The sequence below is a fragment of the Acetitomaculum ruminis DSM 5522 genome, assembly GCF_900112085.1.
Taxonomy (GTDB): domain Bacteria; phylum Bacillota; class Clostridia; order Lachnospirales; family Lachnospiraceae; genus Acetitomaculum; species Acetitomaculum ruminis.
The window spans coordinates 148,536-170,099 of record NZ_FOJY01000001.1 but is presented as its reverse complement, the minus strand read 5'-3'; the positions used below and the strand labels follow the sequence as shown (position 1 = coordinate 170,099).

16 protein-coding genes, 1 other RNA gene and 1 other annotated feature (1 of these 18 cut by a window edge) are annotated in these 21,564 nt (G+C 32.2%); of the genes, 3 read left to right on the top strand and 14 right to left on the bottom strand.

Translation table 11 applies throughout. The features are described from left to right. Positions 1-156: a binding site (T-box leader), on the bottom strand (it extends 80 nt beyond the left edge of the window). Between the two features lie 137 nt (positions 157-293). Both ssrS and BM153_RS00695 read right to left on the bottom strand, forming a co-directional pair. Continuing rightward, positions 294-479, bottom strand: a non-coding RNA gene (ssrS, locus tag BM153_RS00700) — 6S RNA. A gap of 125 nt (positions 480-604) precedes the next feature. Then, entirely contained in the window at positions 605-2,260 is a 1,656-nt protein-coding gene (locus BM153_RS00695) for a phosphoenolpyruvate carboxykinase (ATP) (RefSeq protein WP_092869856.1), read from the bottom strand. Between the two features lie 721 nt (positions 2,261-2,981). Here BM153_RS00695 and BM153_RS00690 point away from each other — a divergent pair. Beyond that, positions 2,982-4,361 carry a citrate/2-methylcitrate synthase gene (locus BM153_RS00690; protein ID WP_092869855.1) on the top strand — a complete coding sequence of 460 codons (1,380 nt, stop codon included), beginning with the start codon at positions 2,982-2,984 and terminating at the stop codon, positions 4,359-4,361. Positions 4,362-4,430: 69 nt separating this feature from the next. Here BM153_RS00690 and BM153_RS00685 read toward each other — a convergent pair whose 3' ends face one another. From BM153_RS00685 to leuC, 5 genes are all read right to left on the bottom strand, one after another. Then, positions 4,431-5,054 carry a DUF3267 domain-containing protein gene (locus BM153_RS00685; RefSeq protein WP_092869854.1) on the bottom strand — a complete coding sequence of 208 codons (624 nt, stop codon included), beginning with the start codon at positions 5,052-5,054 and terminating at the stop codon, positions 4,431-4,433. 193 nt (positions 5,055-5,247) lie between these two features. Then, positions 5,248-8,448: an SbcC/MukB-like Walker B domain-containing protein gene (locus tag BM153_RS00680; RefSeq protein WP_177205519.1), complete on the bottom strand. Its 3,201-nt coding sequence runs from the start codon at positions 8,446-8,448 to the stop codon at positions 5,248-5,250. 68 nt (positions 8,449-8,516) lie between these two features. Further along, positions 8,517-9,659, bottom strand: a complete 1,143-nt coding sequence (locus BM153_RS00675; RefSeq protein ID WP_092869852.1) for an exonuclease SbcCD subunit D — start codon at positions 9,657-9,659, stop codon at positions 8,517-8,519. 355 nt (positions 9,660-10,014) lie between these two features. Further along, a complete protein-coding gene (leuD, locus tag BM153_RS00670; RefSeq protein ID WP_092869851.1) occupies positions 10,015-10,506 on the bottom strand; it encodes a 3-isopropylmalate dehydratase small subunit in 492 nt (163 codons plus the stop codon). A gap of 18 nt (positions 10,507-10,524) precedes the next feature. Further along, positions 10,525-11,784: a 3-isopropylmalate dehydratase large subunit gene (leuC, locus tag BM153_RS00665; RefSeq protein ID WP_092869850.1), complete on the bottom strand. Its 1,260-nt coding sequence runs from the start codon at positions 11,782-11,784 to the stop codon at positions 10,525-10,527. 294 nt (positions 11,785-12,078) lie between these two features. Here leuC and BM153_RS00660 point away from each other — a divergent pair, with 294 nt between their 5' ends. Then, the gene (locus BM153_RS00660; protein ID WP_092869952.1) at positions 12,079-12,978 is read left to right on the top strand and encodes a LysR family transcriptional regulator; all 900 of its coding nucleotides are present in this window, start codon (positions 12,079-12,081) and stop codon (positions 12,976-12,978) included. A 60-nt stretch (positions 12,979-13,038) separates the two neighbouring features. Here the strand turns inward: BM153_RS00660 and ilvC are convergent, their stop codons facing one another. The 5 genes from ilvC to BM153_RS00635 form a co-directional block, all read right to left on the bottom strand. Continuing rightward, on the bottom strand, positions 13,039-14,058 hold the full coding sequence (ilvC, locus tag BM153_RS00655; protein WP_092869849.1) for a ketol-acid reductoisomerase: 1,020 nt from the start codon (positions 14,056-14,058) through the stop codon (positions 13,039-13,041). A gap of 66 nt (positions 14,059-14,124) precedes the next feature. After that, positions 14,125-14,649, bottom strand: a complete 525-nt coding sequence (ilvN, locus tag BM153_RS00650; RefSeq protein WP_092869848.1) for an acetolactate synthase small subunit — start codon at positions 14,647-14,649, stop codon at positions 14,125-14,127. Between the two features lie 66 nt (positions 14,650-14,715). Beyond that, entirely contained in the window at positions 14,716-15,921 is a 1,206-nt protein-coding gene (locus tag BM153_RS00645) for a homocysteine S-methyltransferase family protein (RefSeq protein ID WP_092869847.1), read from the bottom strand. Between the two features lie 88 nt (positions 15,922-16,009). Beyond that, complete coding sequence (locus BM153_RS00640; protein ID WP_092869846.1) at positions 16,010-17,293, bottom strand: transglutaminase domain-containing protein; 1,284 nt, start codon at positions 17,291-17,293, stop codon at positions 16,010-16,012. A gap of 142 nt (positions 17,294-17,435) precedes the next feature. Continuing rightward, a complete protein-coding gene (locus tag BM153_RS00635; RefSeq protein WP_092869845.1) occupies positions 17,436-19,109 on the bottom strand; it encodes a response regulator in 1,674 nt (557 codons plus the stop codon). 534 nt (positions 19,110-19,643) lie between these two features. On the opposite strand from BM153_RS00635, the gene BM153_RS00630 reads away from it, so the two are divergent. Further along, entirely contained in the window at positions 19,644-20,081 is a 438-nt protein-coding gene (locus BM153_RS00630; RefSeq protein WP_092869844.1) for a GatB/YqeY domain-containing protein, read from the top strand. A 76-nt stretch (positions 20,082-20,157) separates the two neighbouring features. Here BM153_RS00630 and BM153_RS00625 read toward each other — a convergent pair whose 3' ends face one another. Further along, positions 20,158-20,592, bottom strand: a complete 435-nt coding sequence (locus BM153_RS00625) for a dUTP diphosphatase (protein ID WP_092869843.1) — start codon at positions 20,590-20,592, stop codon at positions 20,158-20,160. 21 nt (positions 20,593-20,613) lie between these two features. After that, positions 20,614-21,555, bottom strand: coding sequence for a TIGR03943 family putative permease subunit (locus BM153_RS00620; RefSeq protein WP_092869842.1), 942 nt, complete (start codon positions 21,553-21,555; stop codon positions 20,614-20,616). Positions 21,556-21,564: the final 9 nt, after the last annotated feature.

Genomic DNA, 21,564 nt, shown 5'->3' with positions numbered 1-21,564 from the left:
CGTCTTATCTTAATATTTCAAAAAATAAAGAAAATTCAGATAAGCTGTTCCAACGGGAAATTCAACATTTTTCTTTTCTTAAAAAGGCTTTCAGCTAATAACCTCTTCTCTCTGTAAGTAGCAAAAATGTCTACTAAACGTCTTCTCAACATTTATAAAATATTTATAAACTTCAAATTTTCCTGTATTTTAACACATTAACGTAAACAATTCAAGAAAAAATTATCAATATAAAGATAAATAAGTTTTACTCTAACATCCCCTATGAAAAAAGCAGCCTGTTAAGCTGCTTTTACATACCCAAAATGCCGTTCCCTGCAATTTTGACGCCTAGCCACAGCTAGGTGGGTCACCGCAACTGTTCCTCAGTCTACCAGAACGGTCAACTACAAGGCTTGACTTCCTAACAGCAATAGTAGGCATCCCGAATAAAATTTGTAGGTTCAAAATAGCAGTTATGTCGAACACCCCAGGCACATTATTGATTTTATTCATTATAAAACAATAAGTCATTTTTTTCAATGCAACTTAAACAAAAAACATGCAATTATTGTTAAAAGCTTTTAAAATTTTTATTAATTTTTTTATCTCCATATAAAATCAGTTAATTTAACTCTGAAAGGATTTTTTCTATTGCTTCTAAAGCATCAGCCGGAAGCTTATCATATCCTTCCTTGAATGTATCTCTTGATTTAACAAAATCAACTCTGTCTTTCATTCTTGCTTTAAGTGTTTTAATATAATCAGCATTTTCCATATCAGGAATAAATCCTTCAATTTCTGCAAATTCAATTTCTGAGAAAGGTCCCCACTGTTTAAAATCAGCCTTCTTTTCTACTATTGATTCTAAAATGCCAATGGTAACTTCTTTAGGTATTTTTTTACCCATAAAATCACCGGTATTGATAATATAACAATCTACATTTCTATCAGCTACAAGAGTTTTAAATTTATTATAATCATTAACCAATGGGTAGGTTCTAAATGGGTTTGCATATGGCTCAACTACCAATGCATCAGGATCTACTCCCGGAGCAAGTCTCTCAGCTGAAGAACGCTTAGTAGCTAATGTTGCCCCCATAACTGAAGCCAAAGAAGCTCCTTTTAATTTAACAACCGGTGGTATTGTAGGATCTTTCATAATCCAGAATATTGCATTTACCGGAGCATCTATTCTATCCACCCTGTTTGGTGACCATAATTTTGATTTAATAGCTCTACCATTACCGTTTCTGATATCTTCTGTAACTATAACTACTTTTCCATCTTCATCCAAAGTAGCTGAACAGTTTTGAACCGTAAGAAGATATTTATTATCCTCACAATCAACAGGATAATCTGCTGTTTTGTCAAAATATGTCGGCTCTAAAGCGATGGATGAGCCGGTCTGAGTATTTATAACAAAAGCATCATCATGTAACACTGTTACGGAATACTTTCCACCATGTTTTGCATGAGTTAATGTAGATTTACCTGATCCGGATAATCCAAACACACTTGCAACATATTTGCTTCCGTCATCGAGTGTATATTCTTTTTGTCCACCGTGGCATGATGCATAGCCATGTCTGTTGGCAATAGCCCAAGCAATGGTAAGCGTTCCTTTTTTATGTTCTCCGAAATATCTCATTCCCAAAAGAGCTGCGCAGTTTTGATCTGTATTAAAATATGTAAGTCCAAGAGGATGATCCGGATGACTCCACTGTGGATCAGAGAATATATAAATATCTGGTTCATTTTCGATTTCTTTTGAAGATTTATACATTTTCACATATTCATCTGACATATACTGGAAATTTAACATCCAGGAATACAATATGTTTTCTTCTCCTTCAGGAATAAGCAAATGTGCCTTCACCATAAATTCAGGATGTAAACCAATAAACACTTCTGCATGATAAAGTGTTTCATAACGGGTATCGTAAACAGCATCCATTACCTTCTTGTCAAGGTTGTCCGTATCTACTCCCGGTTCTCCTGTGATGCGACGAGCTGCTGCACATCTTCCCGTTACAGAGCCATCATTAAAAAGAAGAACTTTTGCATCTTTTTCCAAACCAAACTCTTCTCCCCTGTATACAGGCATATCCGTAACAATAGTTCCCGGAGACTCTTTTGCAAGCTGATAAGCTTCTTTTAAGGTATTAACCTTAACTACATTGTTTCCGTAGAACGCTCCTTCAATAATTGATCGGGTCTTAGAAAATCCAACCTTGCCTGGTCCTATTTCGCTTCTCTTGTAATAAGCTTTTGTAGACATATTCTTTTCTACCCTGCTGCATAATAATTAGTAACTAATAATAATCTAATTTCAAAAATCCTATGAATTTTTAAACAATTTTATTGAATGAAATAATTATTATACAGTTTTTCCTTTCATTAAAATAAATACAAAACGTGATTATTTTGTTTAATTTGCTTGAAAACGAGTTCTAAAAATCATTTTTATCACTCGATATTTGCCGAGTATATATTAACATATAATAATATATTTGAGCAAGTTAATTAGATTTTTGTATGATTTTTATATTCTTTATTTTTAGCTTTACTTAAATTATAAATTATTCATAAAAATTAATAAAAACTCACTCTTCTATTGTCTAACGGAAGGGTTTCATGTTAAAATGAAAATTGATAATTAATTATCTTTTTTAATATTTCTGGATTTATACTACGATATTGATAAAATTTATCCGCAATATGCGTTCTCAAAAGAAAAGATTTGATTTTTTTTATTGTGTTTATTATCATTACTTTATTTATATCACTGTATAAATCTATCATTAATATGATAAATTAGAACTTCAGATAAAATAATAGAATTTTCAATAAATGCATATTTATACTTTAGATTGTAAGTAATCCTGTTTTTATCCCATGATTTCTAATTATTTTATTATGTTGATTTTATATACTTCAATTATTGACAGTTAAAGAAGGTTTAAAAAAGAATAAAAATTAAGAACAAACGGAGGTAATCAATGTATTCTACAAGTTTTTATGAAATAACCCCGGAACTTATACAATTATCTAATCTGGTAACCAAATCAAACCAGATAGATCCTGAATTATATGCAAAATACGATGTAAAACGTGGACTCCGTGACTTAAATGGTGCGGGTGTTAAAGTCGGCATTACTGATGTTTCAGATGTTAATGCAGTAAAAGAAGTTGATAATATGAGAATTCCTACCCATGGAAAACTCTATTATAGAGGTATTGATGTTGAAGATATAGTTGAATCTATTGGAGAAAATAACAATTTTGGTTTTGAAACAGCTACATACCTTCTTCTATTTGGTAAATATCCAAGTAAAAAGGATGTTAAGGATTTCTCGGAGATGCTGGCCAATTATCGTACTCTTCCTACCAGCTTTGTAAGAGATATTATTATGAAAGCTCCGAGTCGAGATATGATGAATACTCTGGCAAGAAGTGTACTTACCCTTTATTCCTATGATGATAATTCAGACGATATTTCAATTCCTAATGTACTTCGTCAATGTCTGGAACTTATAAGCCTTTTTCCTTTACTTTCTGTATATGGATACCAGGCTTATAGTCACTATCACGACGGAAACAGTTTGTTTATTCACTCTCCGTCACCTGAATTATCTACAGCTGAAAATATTTTAAGAATCCTTAGGCCTGATTCCAAATTTACTCAGCTTGAAGCAAAGATTTTAGACATCGCTTTAATACTTCATATGGAACATGGTGGTGGTAATAACTCTACCTTTACCACAAGACTTATAAGTTCCTCAGGTTCAGATACATATTCAGTCATTGCCGCTGCTTTAGGATCTCTTAAAGGTCCAAGACACGGTGGTGCCAATCTTAAAGTAATTAAAATGTTTGAAGATATGGAAAACACAGTTAAGGACTGGACAGATGAAGATGAAGTAGGTGAATATTTAACAAATATTCTTGATAAAAAAGCTTTTGATAAAGCCGGTCTTATATATGGTATGGGACATGCCGTATATTCTCTGTCAGACCCGAGAGCACTTATTTTTAGGGAATATACCGAAAAACTATCTAAGGAAAAGGGATGTGAAAAAGAGTTTGCCCTTTATAGACTGGTTGAAAAACTTGCTCCAAAAATTATTTCAAGCAAGAGAAAAATGTTTAAGGGTGTTTGTGCCAATGTAGACTTTTACAGTGGATTTGTTTATAAAATGTTGGGCCTTCCAACACAGCTATATACTCCTATTTTTGCTATTTCAAGAATTTCAGGTTGGAGTGCCCATAGATTAGAAGAATTAAGTAATAATTCAAAGATTATGCGTCCTGCATATGTATATGGAGGAGAGCATGTAAAAATACCGGCTGAAGCTTTAGATGACAATTTAGATATTTAACTTCATCATTTTTATTATAAATTAACAGGTCAGATAGTCTATCATACTTTCTGACCTGTTTTTATTATACTAATCTAATATCCAAAATGAATGTAATCCATAATTCATTACTTTTGCCTTTTTAGGTACCTGTGTCAGGGTATTATATACATTTCCAAAATCCCCTATAGCCCCCAGAACTAGCAACACGCAGGAAAATACAAAACAAATATTGTAAAGTGACGGCAAATAGTTCGCAATAAATATCCATATTATAAATGGAATAATACCAAGAATAATAGCCGGTGCAAGGCACATTGCAATAAATCTGTTCCTGTTCATCAAAGCATCACAATAAATAAACCAGGCACCTTGTTCTGGATATTTCCAAATTTCTTTTTCGCTTTCTTTAGGATAAAAAAATGCGTGTATTATTTCATGAACATATTGCAATAGGTAATTAATTATTAAGGTAACAGTAAATACAATCATTGTTTCTATATTAAAATGCAAGAAAAAATTCAATGTTTTAAATCTGAACACTATAATTGCAAGCATCAATGCAAAAACCGGTATGCCACAAATAAATCCTGTAAAGAACACTTCCCAAATATTATCACCCTCATCATACATAATGGCATTATAAGGAAGTTCTCTTCCCTCTTTCAAATCTTCTTCACTACGAAATTTTCCCTTTAAATGAATGTTAAACATAATCTTTTCTCCCTATTGTATAGTCATATAATATATATCCGTATATCTATTAATCAATCAGAAATTTATGTCTTTTTGTTAAAAGCAATAGTAAAAATATTATACTACAGTACTTTATTATGTAAAAAATATTCCCGATTAAATGAAAAATATTATCAATTAGTTATAGAAAGTAAAATCCACTTACTGAATGTTAAGATATATCCCATCTAACATGACTACCTTCTTCGTTTTTACTTACCAGAAGCTTATCTTCTATTTCCTGTTTTAATTCTGACACATGGGAAATAATTCCAATAAGTTTAGAACCTCCTGCCATGTTTTTCAAGACTTTAACTGCCTGGTTTCTGGAATGGTCATCTAAAGAGCCAAAGCCTTCGTCAATGAACATAATATCTAAATTAATTGAGGATGTATTCTCCTGAATCTGATCTGCCATACCAAGTGCCAAAGATAAGGCAGCCATAAAGGATTCTCCGCCTGAAAGGGTATTAACAGCTCTTTCTTTTCCTGTAATATTTGAATAAACGATAAGATCCAAGCCTTTGTTTTTTCCTTCGCCGGCCTTTTCTTCATCCACCATTCTTAGTTCAAACTGTCCTGCTGACATATCTTCAAAACGGATATTTGCACTATTTAAGATTCTTTTTAAATAATACCTTTGAACAAAGGTTTCAATATCCATTCTGGCTCCGGAAACTTTTCCGGAAAGTCTGTTGTAAAGACTATCCAGTTTTGTATATTCTTTTACAATTTTCCCGCTTTCTTCAACCTTAGAAGCAAGTTTATCATAACTTTCCATATCAACTTGATAAATATTTTTTATACTTTCAAGTTTCTCTTTAACATCATCAAATCTCTTTTGAGCTTCTTCTTTTTCTGTTAGGAGTTTTTCCAAATCTGGTTTTTTTCTGTTATTAATATTTTTTAAAGCTGTTTCTTTTATTCCATTGGCTGTTGCTTTTTTATTATTGTATTCATCTATCGTTTTATTTAACGAATCTACCTCGTTTTTAAAATGTTTTTTCTTAATGTCTTTCCATTCTGACTCTGTAATATTTCTCTCTTCAAGAATTTTCTTATAAGATAGTTCTTTTTCTTCCAATTCCGTAATAAGTTTAGGAATTTCCTTTTCATATTGTTCTTTGAGTGCCTTACATTTATCATATTCAGGCTGAGCTTTTTTCAAGTTTAGAAGTGCTGCTTCATAAGTTGCATCGTTGTATTCTTTTGTTTCTTTGGCATTAGCAAGCTTGTCTTTTGCAACTTCTTCAGATTTATACTTTTTATTTTTTTCAAGATTTAACAAAGTTGCATTGGATTTTTCAAACTCGGTATTAACCGCTATTTTCCTGTTTTGAGCTTCTTTAAACTGTTTATTTAACTCCTCTTTTTTATTTTCAGCACTTGAAAGAGATTTTTCCAGTTTTGAAAGTGTTTCCAAATCATTTTGTATTTTCTTTCCTTCTGCTTTATTGATTGCTTCCCAGTCTATCAAACATTCTATTGCCCCGTCTATAGATGGTAAAAAAGGAACTTTCACTGTTTTAATAGAGTTTCTCATACGATCAAAAAGCTTGTTAATCTTATCGTTAAAAAGCTTTTCGTCAGATTCTAATCTATCAATTGTTCTTTTGGAATCTCCGGATTTTTCCTCTCTTATTTTATTTAAATCATCTACTTCCTTTGATAGTATTTCCAAAATATCCTGTGTAATGTCTTTATTCATATCATTTAACTTACAAGGTGAGGGATGATTTGTAGAACCGCAAACAGGGCAAGGTTCTCCTTCTATAAGCTTACTTGCAAGAATACCGGCCTGAGATGCATAATAAATCATCTGTTTGTTTTCATATTCATCACGCTTTTGTGTATAGTTTTTATTGGCAATTAAAAACTCTTTTTCTTTAAGCTTTGCGGTTTCGTTTAAATCTGTAATTGTTCTATGTAAAATCTTAATCTCACTTAATTCTTTTTCTAAGATTTCTTCTTCTTTCTTGTCATTTTTCCAGCGTTCAAGGGCAACATTTACATCTTTTAATTCATTTGATTTTTCCTGCCATTCCTTTACATTTTCATCAAATTCTTTTATTACCTTTTCTATATCCTCTGCTGCATTTTGTGCTTTTAATAATTCTTCTTTTTTACCCTCAATTTCTTCTTTAAGAATATTTATTTGTTGATAAATTTCAAGTTCTTTTTTTATTTCAACTTCCAGTTTCGCATAGTGTTCATCTTGAATTTCTTTAAATTTTTTTGCTTCTTTTTCATTAACTTCAGCATTTTGTGCATTTCTTTTTAGATAAGGTAATTGTTCATTGATATCATTTAACTCTATTTGTTTAACTTTAAGGGTTTTAGATGCACTATCAAATAATTTATACACTGCTTCAACTTCATAAGCATCATTTATATTTTTAACCAAAAGGGCTTTATCTGCCATTTCATTTTCTTTATTCTGACACTCTATTATATCCTTTTTAGCTTTTTCCAATTGTTCAAAAAAGCCAAGGAGAGTCGCCGCATTATTATGTTCATCTCTTTTTTCATCACGCAATTTACTTTTTTGAGAATACTCTTTTGAAAGAATTTCTTTTTCATTGCACAGTTCGTTACATAATATCTTTAATTCCTTTAAAAGCTCCTCAATACTGAAAAAATTAATATTATCAGCTTTTAAAATATCATCTTTTAGCTCTATTAATCTTTCTGAATTCTCCCTATTTTCGGGTATGGTTATATGAGCAACTTCTGTTTGACAAACTGTTTTAAGATTTGTAATAGCAGTTCGTTTTTCCTTGCATCTTTTATTTAACACATCAACAATATTCTGATATGTTTCTGTTCCAAAAAGTTTTCTGAATATTTCTTTTTTCTTATTGGAATCAGCTCTTAAAAGCTCCATAAACTCACCTTGAGCTATCATAGCCACCTGCATAAACTGCCCCTTGGTAAGACCAACAATTTCTGATAATTTTTCGTCTGTTTCTTTGGTATTTTGTGAAAATTCACTGCCGTCAGGCATTATAAGAGAAACCGTCTCTTTTTCGTCTTTAAAACCTTCTCCTCGCTTAAAAGGTCTGACATGTCTTGGTACTCTTGTTACTGTGTATATTAAATCTTCTCCACCTTGAAACTCCGAAAACTCCAATGTTACACAAGGTTTTGTATTTAAATCAATAAAATGACTTTGAAGTTCTGCTCCGTCTTTTTTATTGTTCATAGAACAGGCTTCTCCATATAATGCAAAAACTATTGCATCAAAAATAGTGGTTTTTCCGGAGCCTGTATCTCCTGTTACCAGAAAAAGATTCTGGTTTGGCTTTGTAAAATCTATAACTGTCTTTTTTCCATATGAGCCAAAAGCCTGTAATGTTAATTTAATAGGTCTCACGCTTCTAATTTCCTCCAATAACTATTAAAAGATTTTCTATCCCGTAATAAGGACACAATAAAAAATTACTATAATTCCAATTCATTTATAACTTCTTTTAAAATAATCTGTTCTTCTTCGTCTAGGTCACTTAAAAATAAATTACACAAATTATATGCATCTAATTCTTCTTTTTCATCCATATTAATCCTATAATCCGCTTTTCTAATACTGGTCCTTCTAATTTCCAAAAGGTTTGGAAAAGCAGCTCTTAATCTGTCCTGCATATCTATAACATCCAAATCTTTCTTATCTGTAAGTACAATGGTTACATAATCTTCACATGCTTCTTGCAAAACCTTTTCCAATTCTCCTGTAATTATTTTTACATTTCTAAGAGGAATTAAAGGAATATTCTCTATTTTAATATCTCCTTTTTCTCCCATATTTACATAGGTTATGCTTTTTTCTTGTCCTGACTCGCTGACTGAGGTTGCAATAGGCGTTCCACTGTATAGATAATTATCATATCCTACTTTCATTTTTTTATGGATATGACCTAATGCAGCATAATCAAATATTTCTAATATATCAGCATTAACCTGGTCTATATTTCCAACTGTTTTTATTTCTGAATCTGATCTTTCTATATCTCCTGCTGATTTTCCTTTAGGAAGATAGAATTGATGACTAACAAGAACATTTCTGTCTGAGCAGTCAATTTTTTCCCTTTTAATTAATCTGTGTAAGGTTTCATCATAAGAAAGATTATTTCCGTTTTCGTCTACTCCCACTATTTCTTTCACCATAGATGGCTTTACAAATGGTAATAAATAAAAATTCACTTTTCCGTATTCATCACTTAATGATACTTTTTCTATATATTCGTCCTCAAATCTAGGGGGAATTCCTATCATATAAATATTGTTTGAACTTAAAATATTTCTGAAAACATTAATTCTGCTGGCACTGTCATGGTTTCCGCTTATCATCATGATTTTTGCATTTGGCAAAGCTTTAGACAGGTTTGAAATAAAATTATCAAATACATCAACAGCTTCAGATGAAGGCACTGCCTTATCATAAATATCACCTGCTATAAGTACAGCATCCGGTTTTTTTTCTATTGCTTTTTCAACAATAGTTTCCAATATATATTCCTGATCTTTTCTTAAGTCACGGTTCATTAATTTTAATCCAATATGCAAATCAGATATGTGAAAAAATCTCATTTCCTACTCCTTTAGCTTTTAATAAATAATATATATAAGCAAACTGCTTATTCTGTAAAAGTACTAACTTCAAAAACTGCTTTCACAACTTATCTTAAGAAGTTATATACACTGATATTTTGACAAATGTTTAAATAATAACACCACATTAAAAATAATATAAAAATTATAAATATATTATAAAACAATAATCGTCAAATTGCAAACAAATATTCGATTTTTATAAAATTATGCATAGTCAAGAAAAACAGCTCCACCAATAGGTGAAGCTGTTAATTTTGAAGCTTTCGCTTCTGTTGTGTATATATAAATTTGAAAAAATAGAGGCTAATTAATCCATTCATTATGCTATTTTTTAGGAAGCACTTGTGTTTATATAATTAACAAGTCCTTCAGCCTTAATTATTTTTTGCATAAACTCAGGAAAGGCCTGTCCCTGATATTTCTTATCTTTTGTGATATCGTAAATTATACCACTGTCAAAGTCCACTTCAACCTCATCCCCTGCTTCGATTTCTTTGGCTGCATCAGGACATTCAATTATTGCAAGTCCGATATTTATGGCATTTCTATAAAAAATTCTGGCAAAAGTTTCTGCGATTACGCAACTTATTCCACTGGCTTTTATTGCAATAGGTGCATGTTCTCTAGAGGAACCACAGCCAAAATTCTTTCCAGCAACCATAATATCGCCTTTTTTCACATTTTTAACAAAATACTTATCTATATCCTCCATACAATGAAGGGCAAGTTCTTCTGCTTTGGAAGAATTAAGATATCTGGCAGGGATAATAACATCTGTATCTACATTATCTTTATATTTAAAAACATTTCCATGTGCTTTCATATTCACTGCCTCCTACTATTATAATGAAGCCGGGTCTGTAATAAAGCCCGTAACAGCACTTGCTGCCGCTACAGCAGGGCTTGAAAGATAAACTTCCGAGTCAACATGCCCCATTCTTCCGACAAAATTTCTGTTTGTGGTAGAAATGCATCTTTCTCCGGCTGCTAAAATTCCCATATACCCTCCAAGGCAAGGACCACAGGTTGGCGTACTCATTACTGCGCCGGCTGTAATAAATATTTCAGCCAAACCTTCTTTTATAGCCTGAAGGTATATTTCCTGAGTTGCCGGTATTATAATACATCTGACATCCTTTGCCACTTTTTTACCTTTAAGTATCTGAGCAGCTATTCTAAGGTCTGTTATATGTCCATTGGTACATGAACCAATAACCGCCTGATCAATTTTAATTTCACCTACATTGTCTATAGTTTTGGTATTTTCAGGTAAATGAGGAAAAGAAACAGTTGGTTTTAATGTTGAAAGATCTATCTCAATTGTCTCATCATATACAGCATCCTCATCAGCTTCGTAGACGGTATATTCTTTATCTGAATGCTCTTTCATGTATTGAGCAGCTATATCATCCACCGGAAAAATACCGTTTTTCGCACCTGCTTCTATGGCCATGTTGGAAATACTGAATCTATCGTCAATCGAAAGATGTTTTATCCCATCTCCAACAAATTCCAGGGATTTATATAAAGCTCCATCTACTCCAATTTTACCTATAAGATGTAAAATTACATCCTTTCCGCTTATCCATTCAGCCGGTTTATTTTTAAGTACAATCTTTAACGCTGAAGGAACCTTAAACCATGCTTTTCCTGTTGCCATACCAGCTGCCATATCCGTACTTCCGACACCTGTGGAAAATGCACCTAAAGCGCCATAAGTGCAGGTATGTGAATCAGCACCGATTACTACATTTCCTGCTACTACCAGACCTTTTTCCGGAAGTAAAGCATGCTCAATCCCCATCTGTCCCACATCAAAATAATTTGTGATATCATGCTTTCTTGCAAATTCTCGCACACATTTGCAATGCTCAGCGGATTTGATATCCTTATTTGGAATAAAATGATCCATTACAAGAGCAATCTTGTCCTTATCAAAAACATCCTTAACATCCATTCCTGACATTACATTTATGGCAACAGGTGAAGTAATATCGTTTCCTAAGACCAAATCAAGCCTGGCTTCTATTAAATCTCCTGCTTTAACCTTGTCTAAACCAGAATGTGCTGCAAGGATTTTCTGAGTCATTGTCATTCCCATGTTATCGTCCTCCTAATTTTAATCAGCTTATTATTAATCAATTTAATAATATGCCAATCATAGTTACTTTTTTCCGACAAATCTTTTTCTATCATTAAAACAGTACCTATGCATTTTATTATTCGGCTATTGGTTATTATGCATTAAGTACTGTTTAAATGAATAATTTATCCGTGCTTTTATACTAACACAATTAATGGTATAATTGAAATACATAATAATTATGTCTGATATAACTTTTAAATATATCAGCATAAAGAAAGGAATTATGACTATTTTGTCATATTAATGTCTATGGAAAGCAACTTATCTTTATATAATGCATTTTTAGCTGTTGCAAAAAGTGGCAATATTTCTCATGCCGCCAGAGAGCTTTATTCAAGTCAGCCTGCTATAAGTAAGGCCATATCAAAATTAGAAGAAAATCTGGATACAAAATTATTTATCAGAAATTCTAGAGGCGTTTCTTTAACAGAAGAAGGCGAAGTTTTATATCAATACATTAATTCAGCCTTTTCGGATATTACAGCCGGAGAAGAAAGGATAAAAAAAATAAATACCATGGGTATTGGAACACTTAGACTTGGGGTAAGTTCCACTCTTTGTAAATATATTATGCTTAATTATTTGAAAAATTTTATTAAAGAAAATCCTCATATTACAATTTCCATATCCTGTCAATCTACAAATGACACTTTAAAAATGTTAGAGGAAGGGACAATAGATGTAGGACTCATTGGAAAACCCTGTGGAAAAGATAATATAGTTTTTACTCCTTTAGAGGAAATAGAAGATATTTTTGTTGCCTCCAGAGCTTATATAGAAAATCTTAAAATCAGAGGATTAAAGGGTAATATTTTCAAGGAAAGCACTTTAATGCTCCTTGATAAAAACAACATGACAAGACAATATATTGACGATTATCTGGTATATAATAATATCTCCACAGATGAACTCATTGAAGTATCCAATATGGAGCTTTTAATTGAATTTGCAAAAATCGGAATGGGTATATCCTGTGTAATTAAAGAATTTGTTAAAACAGAACTTGCAGAAAAAACTCTTATCCAATTACCACTTGACATACCAATTCACAAAAGGTGGATAGGTTTTGCTTATAACTCATCAATAAATCAAAGTAAATCTTCCTCAAAATTCATTACTTTCTATCACAATAATTCCTACCCAAGATAATCATTTTAAAAAGACCCCGCAAAACACTGCAGGGTCAAATTTATATATAAAATATTTATTTTAGTTGTTAATAAGCTTTGCTTCATCATTCCAACTGTAAAGGGAACGAATCTCTTCTCCAATCTTTTCTGCAGGATGCTCAGCAGCAAGTTTTCTCATGGCTTTGAAATGAGCCTGACCGCCAGCCGGTGACATATCCAAAAGGAAGTCTTTCGCAAATGAACCATCCTGAATATTTTTAAGAATTTCTCTCATAGCTTTCTTTGTATCTTCTGTTACAATCTTTGGACCTGTGATATAATCGCCATATTCTGCTGTATTTGAAATAGAATATCTCATTCCTGCAAAACCTGATTGATAAATAAGATCAACGATTAATTTCATCTCATGTACACATTCAAAATATGCATTTCTAGGATCATATCCTGCTTCTACAAGAGTTTCAAATCCTGCCTGCATAAGGGCACAAACACCACCACATAATACAGCCTGCTCACCAAAGAGGTCTGTTTCTGTTTCTGTTCTGAAGGTAGTTTCAAGTACTCCGGCTCTTGCTCCACCGATTGCCAATGCCCATGCAAGTGCTCTTTCTTGAGCCTTTCCGGTTGCATCCTGAGCTACAGCAACTAAACAAGGAACACCTTTTCCTGCCTGATATTCGCTACGAACTGTATGTCCTGGTCCTTTAGGTGCAATCATTGTTACGTCTACATCCTTAGGCGGAATAATCTGATTAAAATGAATTGCAAATCCATGTGAGAACATAAGCATATTTCCAGGTTCAAGATTTGGCTCTATGGATTCTTTGTACATAGCTGCCTGTTTCTCATCATTGATAAGAATCATTATAACGTCCGCCTGTTTTGCAGCCTCTGCTGCGGTATATACCTTAAAACCCTGAGCTTCTGCTTTAGCCCATGATTTACTTCCTTCATAAAGTCCGATAATGACATCACATCCGGAATCCTTTGCATTAAGCGCCTGAGCATGTCCCTGACTACCGTACCCGATTACGGCAATCTTCTTTCCTTCAAGCATTGAAAGATTACAGTCTTCCTGATAAAAAATTTTTGCTGCCATTTTAATTTCCTCCTGTGTAATAATTTTTATAAAAATGGTTACTATTTATAATAACCAATAGCCGACTTATTCATAACGTTTGTTAAGAAGAGGTATAACTTCCAGAACATTTTCTGAGCCTCTTGAAAGAGCTGTTAATCCTGTTCTTGCAAGCTCTAATATTTCATGGGATTTCATAAGAGATAAAAAAGCTTCCAGCTTATCCTGTGTACCGGTAATTTCAATAGTTACACTATCATTTCCTACATCAATAATCTTTGCTCTAAATATATCTGCAATAGCAAATATATCCCTTCTTGAATTAACATCAGATCTAACCTTTACAAGAGCTAATTCTCTAAAAACCGAATCCATATAATCTAATTTCGTAACAGATAATACTTCTTCGAGTTTTTCAACCTGTTTTTCAATCTGTTCTAATATTTCTTCATCACCACTTGTAACAATGGTCATTCTTGTAATTCTTGAATCTGCGGTAACTCCAGCCGAAAAGCTATCGATATTATATCCACGGCGGGAAAACAAACCAGAAACTCTGCTTAACACACCGGATGTATTTTCAACCAAAATAGATAAAACTATTTTTCTCATCATTAAGTCATTCCTTTTCCATATGATTTTTCATATTTTATCACACTGAGTTAATTTGTCAACACATTAATATACTAAAGTGCCATATTTTTTCAACAAGCTATAAATCTCCGGACTGATTTCTTCTCCCTTGGATAAAAATACAGCTCTTCCAGGATTAAGCCTTAATATTTGCTCTAAAAACTCAGTATCTGTAAAATCAGTGCATAATAATTCATCTATAGAATCGATGACTGCATCATGAATTTCCTCTTTTGTAGGATTTTTATAATCTTTTTGTAGAATTTTAAACGAAGAAGAATTAAGATTTTCCATTTTTACAAGACATCTTTCTGTAGAATAATTCTTGTCTCTGATAAAATCCTGATCAACACAATAATTGGTATGATGTGGTTTATCACTGCCTATGGAATCCTTTAATGCTTTAATATATCTTTCATCTGTACCACAGCATCCGCCTATAATGTCAGCTCCGGCATTAACAATATCCTTCATATCTGCCACATATTCTTCAATCGGCTGATCATAAAAAGCATTGCCATCTTCGTCATATTTAGGCATTCCGGCATTAGGTTTTACAATAAGCGGTATAGTTGCAACTTTGCGCATCCTTTCCACAAGTCCCTTGATTTCCTTTGGACCTGCTGAACAGTTTATACCTATGGCAGCTGCTCCTAAGGCCTGTAAAACTGCTACTGCTGCTTCCGGATCAGAACCGTAGAGTGTTTTATTATTTTTTCCAAAAGTTAATGTAACCATTACAGGAAGGTCAGTTACCTCTTTTGCAGCAATTACGGCAGCTCTGCATTCCGCAACTGAAATCATTGTTTCCACAATTAACAAATCCACTCCAGCCTCCACAAGACTTTTTATCTGTTCTTTATATACTTCTATAAGTTCTTCTAATTCTGCATCACCCATTGGCTCCAGACCTATACCTGTCATGGTAAGGTCACCCGCCACCAATACACCGTCACCTATGGCTTCTTTCGTAATCTTAACAAGACCTTTATTTAAGGCATCAACCTCATCGGCAAATCCATGAGACTTTAAAAAAGCTCTGTTTGCTCCAAATGTAGGAGCATAAACTATCTCACTTCCGGCATTTTTATAATCCCTTTGTATTTTTTTCATAACATCGCTGTTATCCATTACCCATTTTTCAACACATACCTTTTTAGGCATATTATTTTTGTATAATTGTGTTCCTGTGGCACCATCAAGGTATACCAAATGATTATTAACCAGGTCATAAAATTCAGAAAGAGTCATATGTAATTATCCTCCTTTGTGTGCTTCATTAGATTCTTTCGCAATCGTTAATATACTGAATATATTTTAATTCTTTGTACAATAAAGGTCAACTAAGGGAAATTGAAAAAATATAATAATTTCCAACTCTAGCATTGTAAAAATAAGAGATTTTACCACCATATCTCCAACACAGATCATTTACTAGCTTTCCGGGATCTAAGTCCTGTCTTAAAAGTATGTTAATTTTCCTTTTTCCCGAATTAATCTTACCAACAATATTATTAAAAGCATAGTCCTGACCATCGCAAAACGGCATGCCCAAATGCATATTAAATGCATAATATTGAAATTTTTTGTTACGGCATTTTTTAAATCTGGAGGTGTTAAAGGTATGTGCCCCTGTATTATCTGTTTTAAGTATAGAATCATCCACCATAAAATACTTATATTGTAAATAATAAAGATACCCCTGACTAATGCGGCTTTCTGCACTTTTGTCCGTCCAAACAGGATCATCCCAGCTACAATCTATATGACACCAAATACCATACAATTTAATCTGATTCCATTCATGTGCTGCTGAAAAAATCAGATTATTTTCTATTCCAAGTCCGTCCATAAAAAGTTTAAATGCATTGGCGTATCCCGAACACACAGCCCTTTTTTTCAAAAATACTCCTTCTGCAGTATAGGAACTTGACGGCAATGTTCCTTTTAAATAATTATCATAATCATACTCACAATTGTTTATTAAATAATCATGTATATATCTGACTTTTCTTATTTTACTCCAGGATTTATCTATTTTTTTATTAATAATTGTATGAACCTTACGGGCTATCTTTTTGTCTTTAGAACCTAAATTAGAGTAACTTCCAGTTAAAATAGCATAATTTAGTTGAGAGCAATATGAATAAATGACACACTTAAATACTTTTTTTCCTGCTTTGACCTTTATAGTAACTCTTCCCGGTCGTTTTGCCCTTAATTTTCCTTTTGAATTTACACCTACAATACTGCTGTTTGTAGTTGTATATTTTACTTTTTTATACTTACCTTTTAACCTGATAAACCTGATTTCATTTACTCTGATTCCGACTTTTTTAGTTGAATTAATATATATGATATTTGAATCACTTGTCACACTTCTTGAAGCAGAAGTCAGATAATCCGCGTCTGCCTGAATACTTCTTTTTATATATTCCGAAATACCCTTCTTACTTTTTGCTATACCCGACTGGGAAGCTGATGCTTCATTGTTATTAATGCAAAATGCAGTTATGATACATATCAATATAAATAAACATTGTTTAATAATATTTTTCTTATTCATCTTTCCACCTGTTTTAACTTTTTGTACAAAAATATATTTATTAATTAATACTATCACGAACCCTCCCTAATCTATATCGGCATAATTTCTTTTTATGTCAAAGAAAACTGCTATCTAATCCTACAATTTCTCATATCTGTTTTTTAGACAAAAAAACTACCGAAAGCGTAGGTTTTCGGTAGTCATTTTTAATGTTACATTATACAATATTCTTAATTGTCTTAAATAATTTCTTAAAATCAACAGGTTTAGACAAATGTGCATTCATTCCGGCATATTTCGACATTTCTATATCACCGTCAAAAGAATTAGCCGTCATGGCAATAATAGGAACCATTTTTGCATCTCCTCTTTCCGAACTTCTGATTCTTTTGGCAGCCTCTAAACCATCCATTTTAGGCATTCTTATATCCATCAAAATCGTATCGTAAAAATACGGAGATGAATTTGTAAATTTTTCAATGGCCTCGACTCCATTTTTTGCAATATCAACTTCTATGCCATTTTCTTTTAGGAAAATTTCCATTATTTCGGAATTAATTTCATTATCCTCACAAACCAAAAAATGTTGTCCCGAAAAATAATCTTTCCATGAATCCACATACAAATCTTTAGAAGTATCCTCTAAATCAACCGGTAAACTAATGCTAATTCTCTTTACTGTGTCTTTTGACTTATTTAATTTTATTTCACCATTTAACAATCTTAATAATTTTTTTGCCAAAACAAGATCAAGAATGTTGCCTTGATCTTCACAATCATTCTTATAACAGGCTCTTTCCATACTTTCTAAAAAGCCACTATCAAAATCACAATCAACATCAAGATCAGAACATATCAAATCCAAATTAAGATAAACACAACCATTTTTGTTAGTGTTTTCTGTTCGCTTAATGGTAATATTACTTCCCTCTTTACAAAAGTCAGAAATATGACCCATTAAATTTTTAAATAACATATTAAATCTTGTTCTGTCCACATTCATAAGTAATTCTGGATCATTATCCTGAATTTCAAAATCAATATTCTTATTAACCAGACTTATTCCAACAGTCTTTCGAATATAAGAATACAATTGATTTAAAGAATATTCTTCCTTTTTCAGATTAGTCTGACCTTTTTCTATGGAATTCACCTCTAATGCATCATCTAATAACTTTACAATGCAGTTTCCAACTTCAATTACCTTTTCAATGCACCTGTCTTTTTGTTCATCCATCTCCTGACTAAGTGCAATCTGAGCCATTCCCATGATACCATTTAACGGTGTTTTAATATCATGACTTATTTTAGAGAAAAATTCACTGTTAGTCACATATTCTGAAATCTTCTCATCACCATTAAGAAAGGCTTTTTTTCTTTTGACCGTTTCCGGTGTTTGCTGTCTTAAAATTTCATTAATATCCGTAATAATAAGTATCAGGTTTTTTAACCTATTATGAAGATACTCAAAATGTATACAGACTTTTGAATATCTGATACCTGCATCATTTGTCAACAAATCTGTATACACCTCGATGTCTGATTCACCTTTTTTTATGGCATTCACTACACGATTAAATATTTCTATTTTTTCATTATCCAAAAACTTCAGTTTCTTAAATAAACTTAGGTTACTGCTTAAAAAATATTCTAAAAAAGTAAAATCATAATCAAAACAATTTGATATTCTTTTCACTTTTAAATCGCTAAAGTCACAATCGTAAATCGACATCCTGTTGTTCTCAAGCACAAAGCTTAGTTTTTCATCATCCATTAAACCTACTATCTCCCTGTAAAACACATTGCCAAAATAAAAAACTTTGACAACAACACACATAAACCAGTAATCCAAACCCTTTGTTCGTGGAATTACATACTCACCTATATCCATAGGATGCTTTAAATATCCTCTTTATCTTTAAAGCATTTATCCCAAGTTATGTAACCCTTGTTATTACATTCTACAACCATCTTTAAAATCTGTAAATAGTTAAATTTAATTATAATTTTTAAAAACCTTATCAAAAAAACATTTTTTAACTTTACAAATAAAAAAACGGTATTGTTTTAGAAATTTTAATAATAGAATTAAATCTACTATTAACATTAATATCCAATCATTATAATATATTTATTCTTGAAATATGTATCGTTATTTCTTTAAAAATTACATAGGTTTACAGCAATAAACTTTTAATATTTTAAATATACAAATTATTTCCCCTTTAATTATTATCACAAAATGATTATAATGATTAATGGATATTGGATTTTTTTTTGACAATAAATATCCTCAAACGGATAATTAGTGTAATTGTTTGTTTATTATATTTTTGTCAAAAATCGCTTAAAAATAAGTATATATTTTTATACTACAGAAAGGAGAAAGATGTAGTCTCTACAGTCTGCATCATAGATAATCATAATGAATTTCGAGAAATTACAAAAAGACATGGTTGCGGCAATGAAAGCACGCGATAAAGTAAGAAAAGAAGGTATTTCAGCCATGATTTCAGCTGTTAAAAAGGCTGCTATCGATAAGGGAGTCAGAGATAATATCACTGATGACCTGGTAGATGAAGTACTAATAAAAGAGCTTAAAACCGCTAAAGAACAAGTCGATACCTGTCCAGCATCAAGAACAGATCTTTTAGAGGAATACCAAGCGCGTTTTGATATTATTAAAGAATACGCTCCTGCAATGATGGGTGAAAATGAAGTAAAAGAATACATTGAAAAGAACTTTTCAGATTTAGTAGCCAGCAAAAATAAGGGTTCTATTATGAAAGCAGTAATGGCTGATTTAAAGGGCAAAGCAGACGGAAAGATTATAAATCAGATAGTAACTGAATTATGTAAATAATGTATCTTGCAATAGTATTAATGTTTATAAAAAAAGGTCGTTAGGCTTAATGCTTAACGACCTCTTCTACTACTTATTAATTCACTCCGGTTGTTCCGAAACCTCCTCGGTTTTGTCCGGTCAACTCATTTGTTTCTTTAAATTCAATGGTTGGCTGATGTTTAACTATTCTAAACTGACAAATTCTATCGTTTACTTTAACCTGAGTATCTCTTGTAGCAAATACCGGTAAAAACCATTGATCGTCATCACCACAGTAAGTCTCATCAATTACTCCCATTGAATTTACCTGTAAAAATCCAAAATTTTTAAAAGTAGAACTTCTAGGTACTACCAACGCTTCATACCCCTTAGGTAACTCCATGGCAACTCCTAAAGGTATAAGAACAAATTCTCCTTTTTTTACTGTCATGTCCTTTGCACATCTAAGATCAATCCAGTCTGATTTGTTCTCAATATATCTTAGTTTTTCTATTTCATCAGAAAAATATTTGATTTTAATCGTTTCCATTTTTTATAATCTCCAATAATTTTATCCAAAGAATAATAAATCCTGCTCTGGCTTCTCAGTCTTTTCAAGTTTTTTCAAATTAAGAACAAGCCCTTTGCCTCTATATTCTTTTCGACTTTCAACAGATATATCTGCCGTCACCTTAACCCATTCTTTATCTTCGAATTCAACCTGACCGTCATATTTGCAAATAAATCCATAAAAAGCAATATCCTCTTCACAGCAAGCCATAACAAACCTTCCAGGCACAAACTCATTTTTAGTTAATTTAGGAGATTTATAAGCAATAGCCGTAAAAGTCACGCTTTTCCCATCATATACATCAGGATTTTCCATCCCGTCAAGATACCATATGCCGTAATCTTCATCTAGTATATCAATCTTGTCTGAATTTATATCATAAGGAAGTTCCTCGTCCGCAGCATCGTCAATTTGTCCATCAACAGTCTCATATATTATTTGAGAACGCATATTTACAGCTTTGATAACTCTTCTGTAACTTCCTTTTGGAGTACCCTCAGTACATCTATTAAATATTACTACATCTGACTCCCTGACCTGATTTATTATCATCTGTCTCATATTGGCAACATATCCCTCAAAAGTAGAGGCATCAATAGTTGATAAAATCTCGGCCCATACAAACTGGCTTGGAAGTGGAAGGTTTAATATGTCGTCCAGATTCCAGACTCCATTATATTCTATAATTATAAATTCAGGTTTATGCTTATTTGCAGCATCTATAAAAAACTTTGTGGTTAGTTCATCTGAATGAGAAATCACCTCAACTGCGGCATTACATTCTTTCAAAAAATCTTCTTCAAATTCTACTTCTCCTTCTTCACAAAGAATCAGAAGAATTTTTCTGCCACCAGCAAAATCCTCATCTGCCATCGTCTCTTTAATAAAACTACTTTTACCGCTTTCTAAAAAACCGGTAAACATATAAATTGGTATTTCCATTAAATCACA

Excerpts from the sequence above, each read along its gene's own strand:
- BM153_RS00695 (WP_092869856.1), bottom strand. The coding sequence starts at position 2,260 with ATGTCTACAAAAGCTTATTACAAGAGAAGCGAAATAGGACCAGGCAAG.
- BM153_RS00690 (WP_092869855.1), top strand. The coding sequence starts at position 2,982 with ATGTATTCTACAAGTTTTTATGAAATAACCCCGGAACTTATACAATTA.
- BM153_RS00685 (WP_092869854.1), bottom strand. The coding sequence starts at position 5,054 with ATGTTTAACATTCATTTAAAGGGAAAATTTCGTAGTGAAGAAGATTTG.
- BM153_RS00675 (WP_092869852.1), bottom strand. The coding sequence starts at position 9,659 with ATGAGATTTTTTCACATATCTGATTTGCATATTGGATTAAAATTAATG.
- leuD (WP_092869851.1), bottom strand. The coding sequence starts at position 10,506 with ATGAAAGCACATGGAAATGTTTTTAAATATAAAGATAATGTAGATACA.
- leuC (WP_092869850.1), bottom strand. The coding sequence starts at position 11,784 with ATGGGAATGACAATGACTCAGAAAATCCTTGCAGCACATTCTGGTTTA.
- BM153_RS00660 (WP_092869952.1), top strand. The coding sequence starts at position 12,079 with ATGGAAAGCAACTTATCTTTATATAATGCATTTTTAGCTGTTGCAAAA.
- ilvC (WP_092869849.1), bottom strand. The coding sequence starts at position 14,058 with ATGGCAGCAAAAATTTTTTATCAGGAAGACTGTAATCTTTCAATGCTT.
- ilvN (WP_092869848.1), bottom strand. The coding sequence starts at position 14,649 with ATGAGAAAAATAGTTTTATCTATTTTGGTTGAAAATACATCCGGTGTG.
- BM153_RS00645 (WP_092869847.1), bottom strand. The coding sequence starts at position 15,921 with ATGACTCTTTCTGAATTTTATGACCTGGTTAATAATCATTTGGTATAC.
- BM153_RS00635 (WP_092869845.1), bottom strand. The coding sequence starts at position 19,109 with ATGGATATAGGTGAGTATGTAATTCCACGAACAAAGGGTTTGGATTAC.
- BM153_RS00630 (WP_092869844.1), top strand. The coding sequence starts at position 19,644 with ATGAATTTCGAGAAATTACAAAAAGACATGGTTGCGGCAATGAAAGCA.
- BM153_RS00625 (WP_092869843.1), bottom strand. The coding sequence starts at position 20,592 with ATGGAAACGATTAAAATCAAATATTTTTCTGATGAAATAGAAAAACTA.
- BM153_RS00620 (WP_092869842.1), bottom strand. The coding sequence starts at position 21,555 with ATGGAAATACCAATTTATATGTTTACCGGTTTTTTAGAAAGCGGTAAA.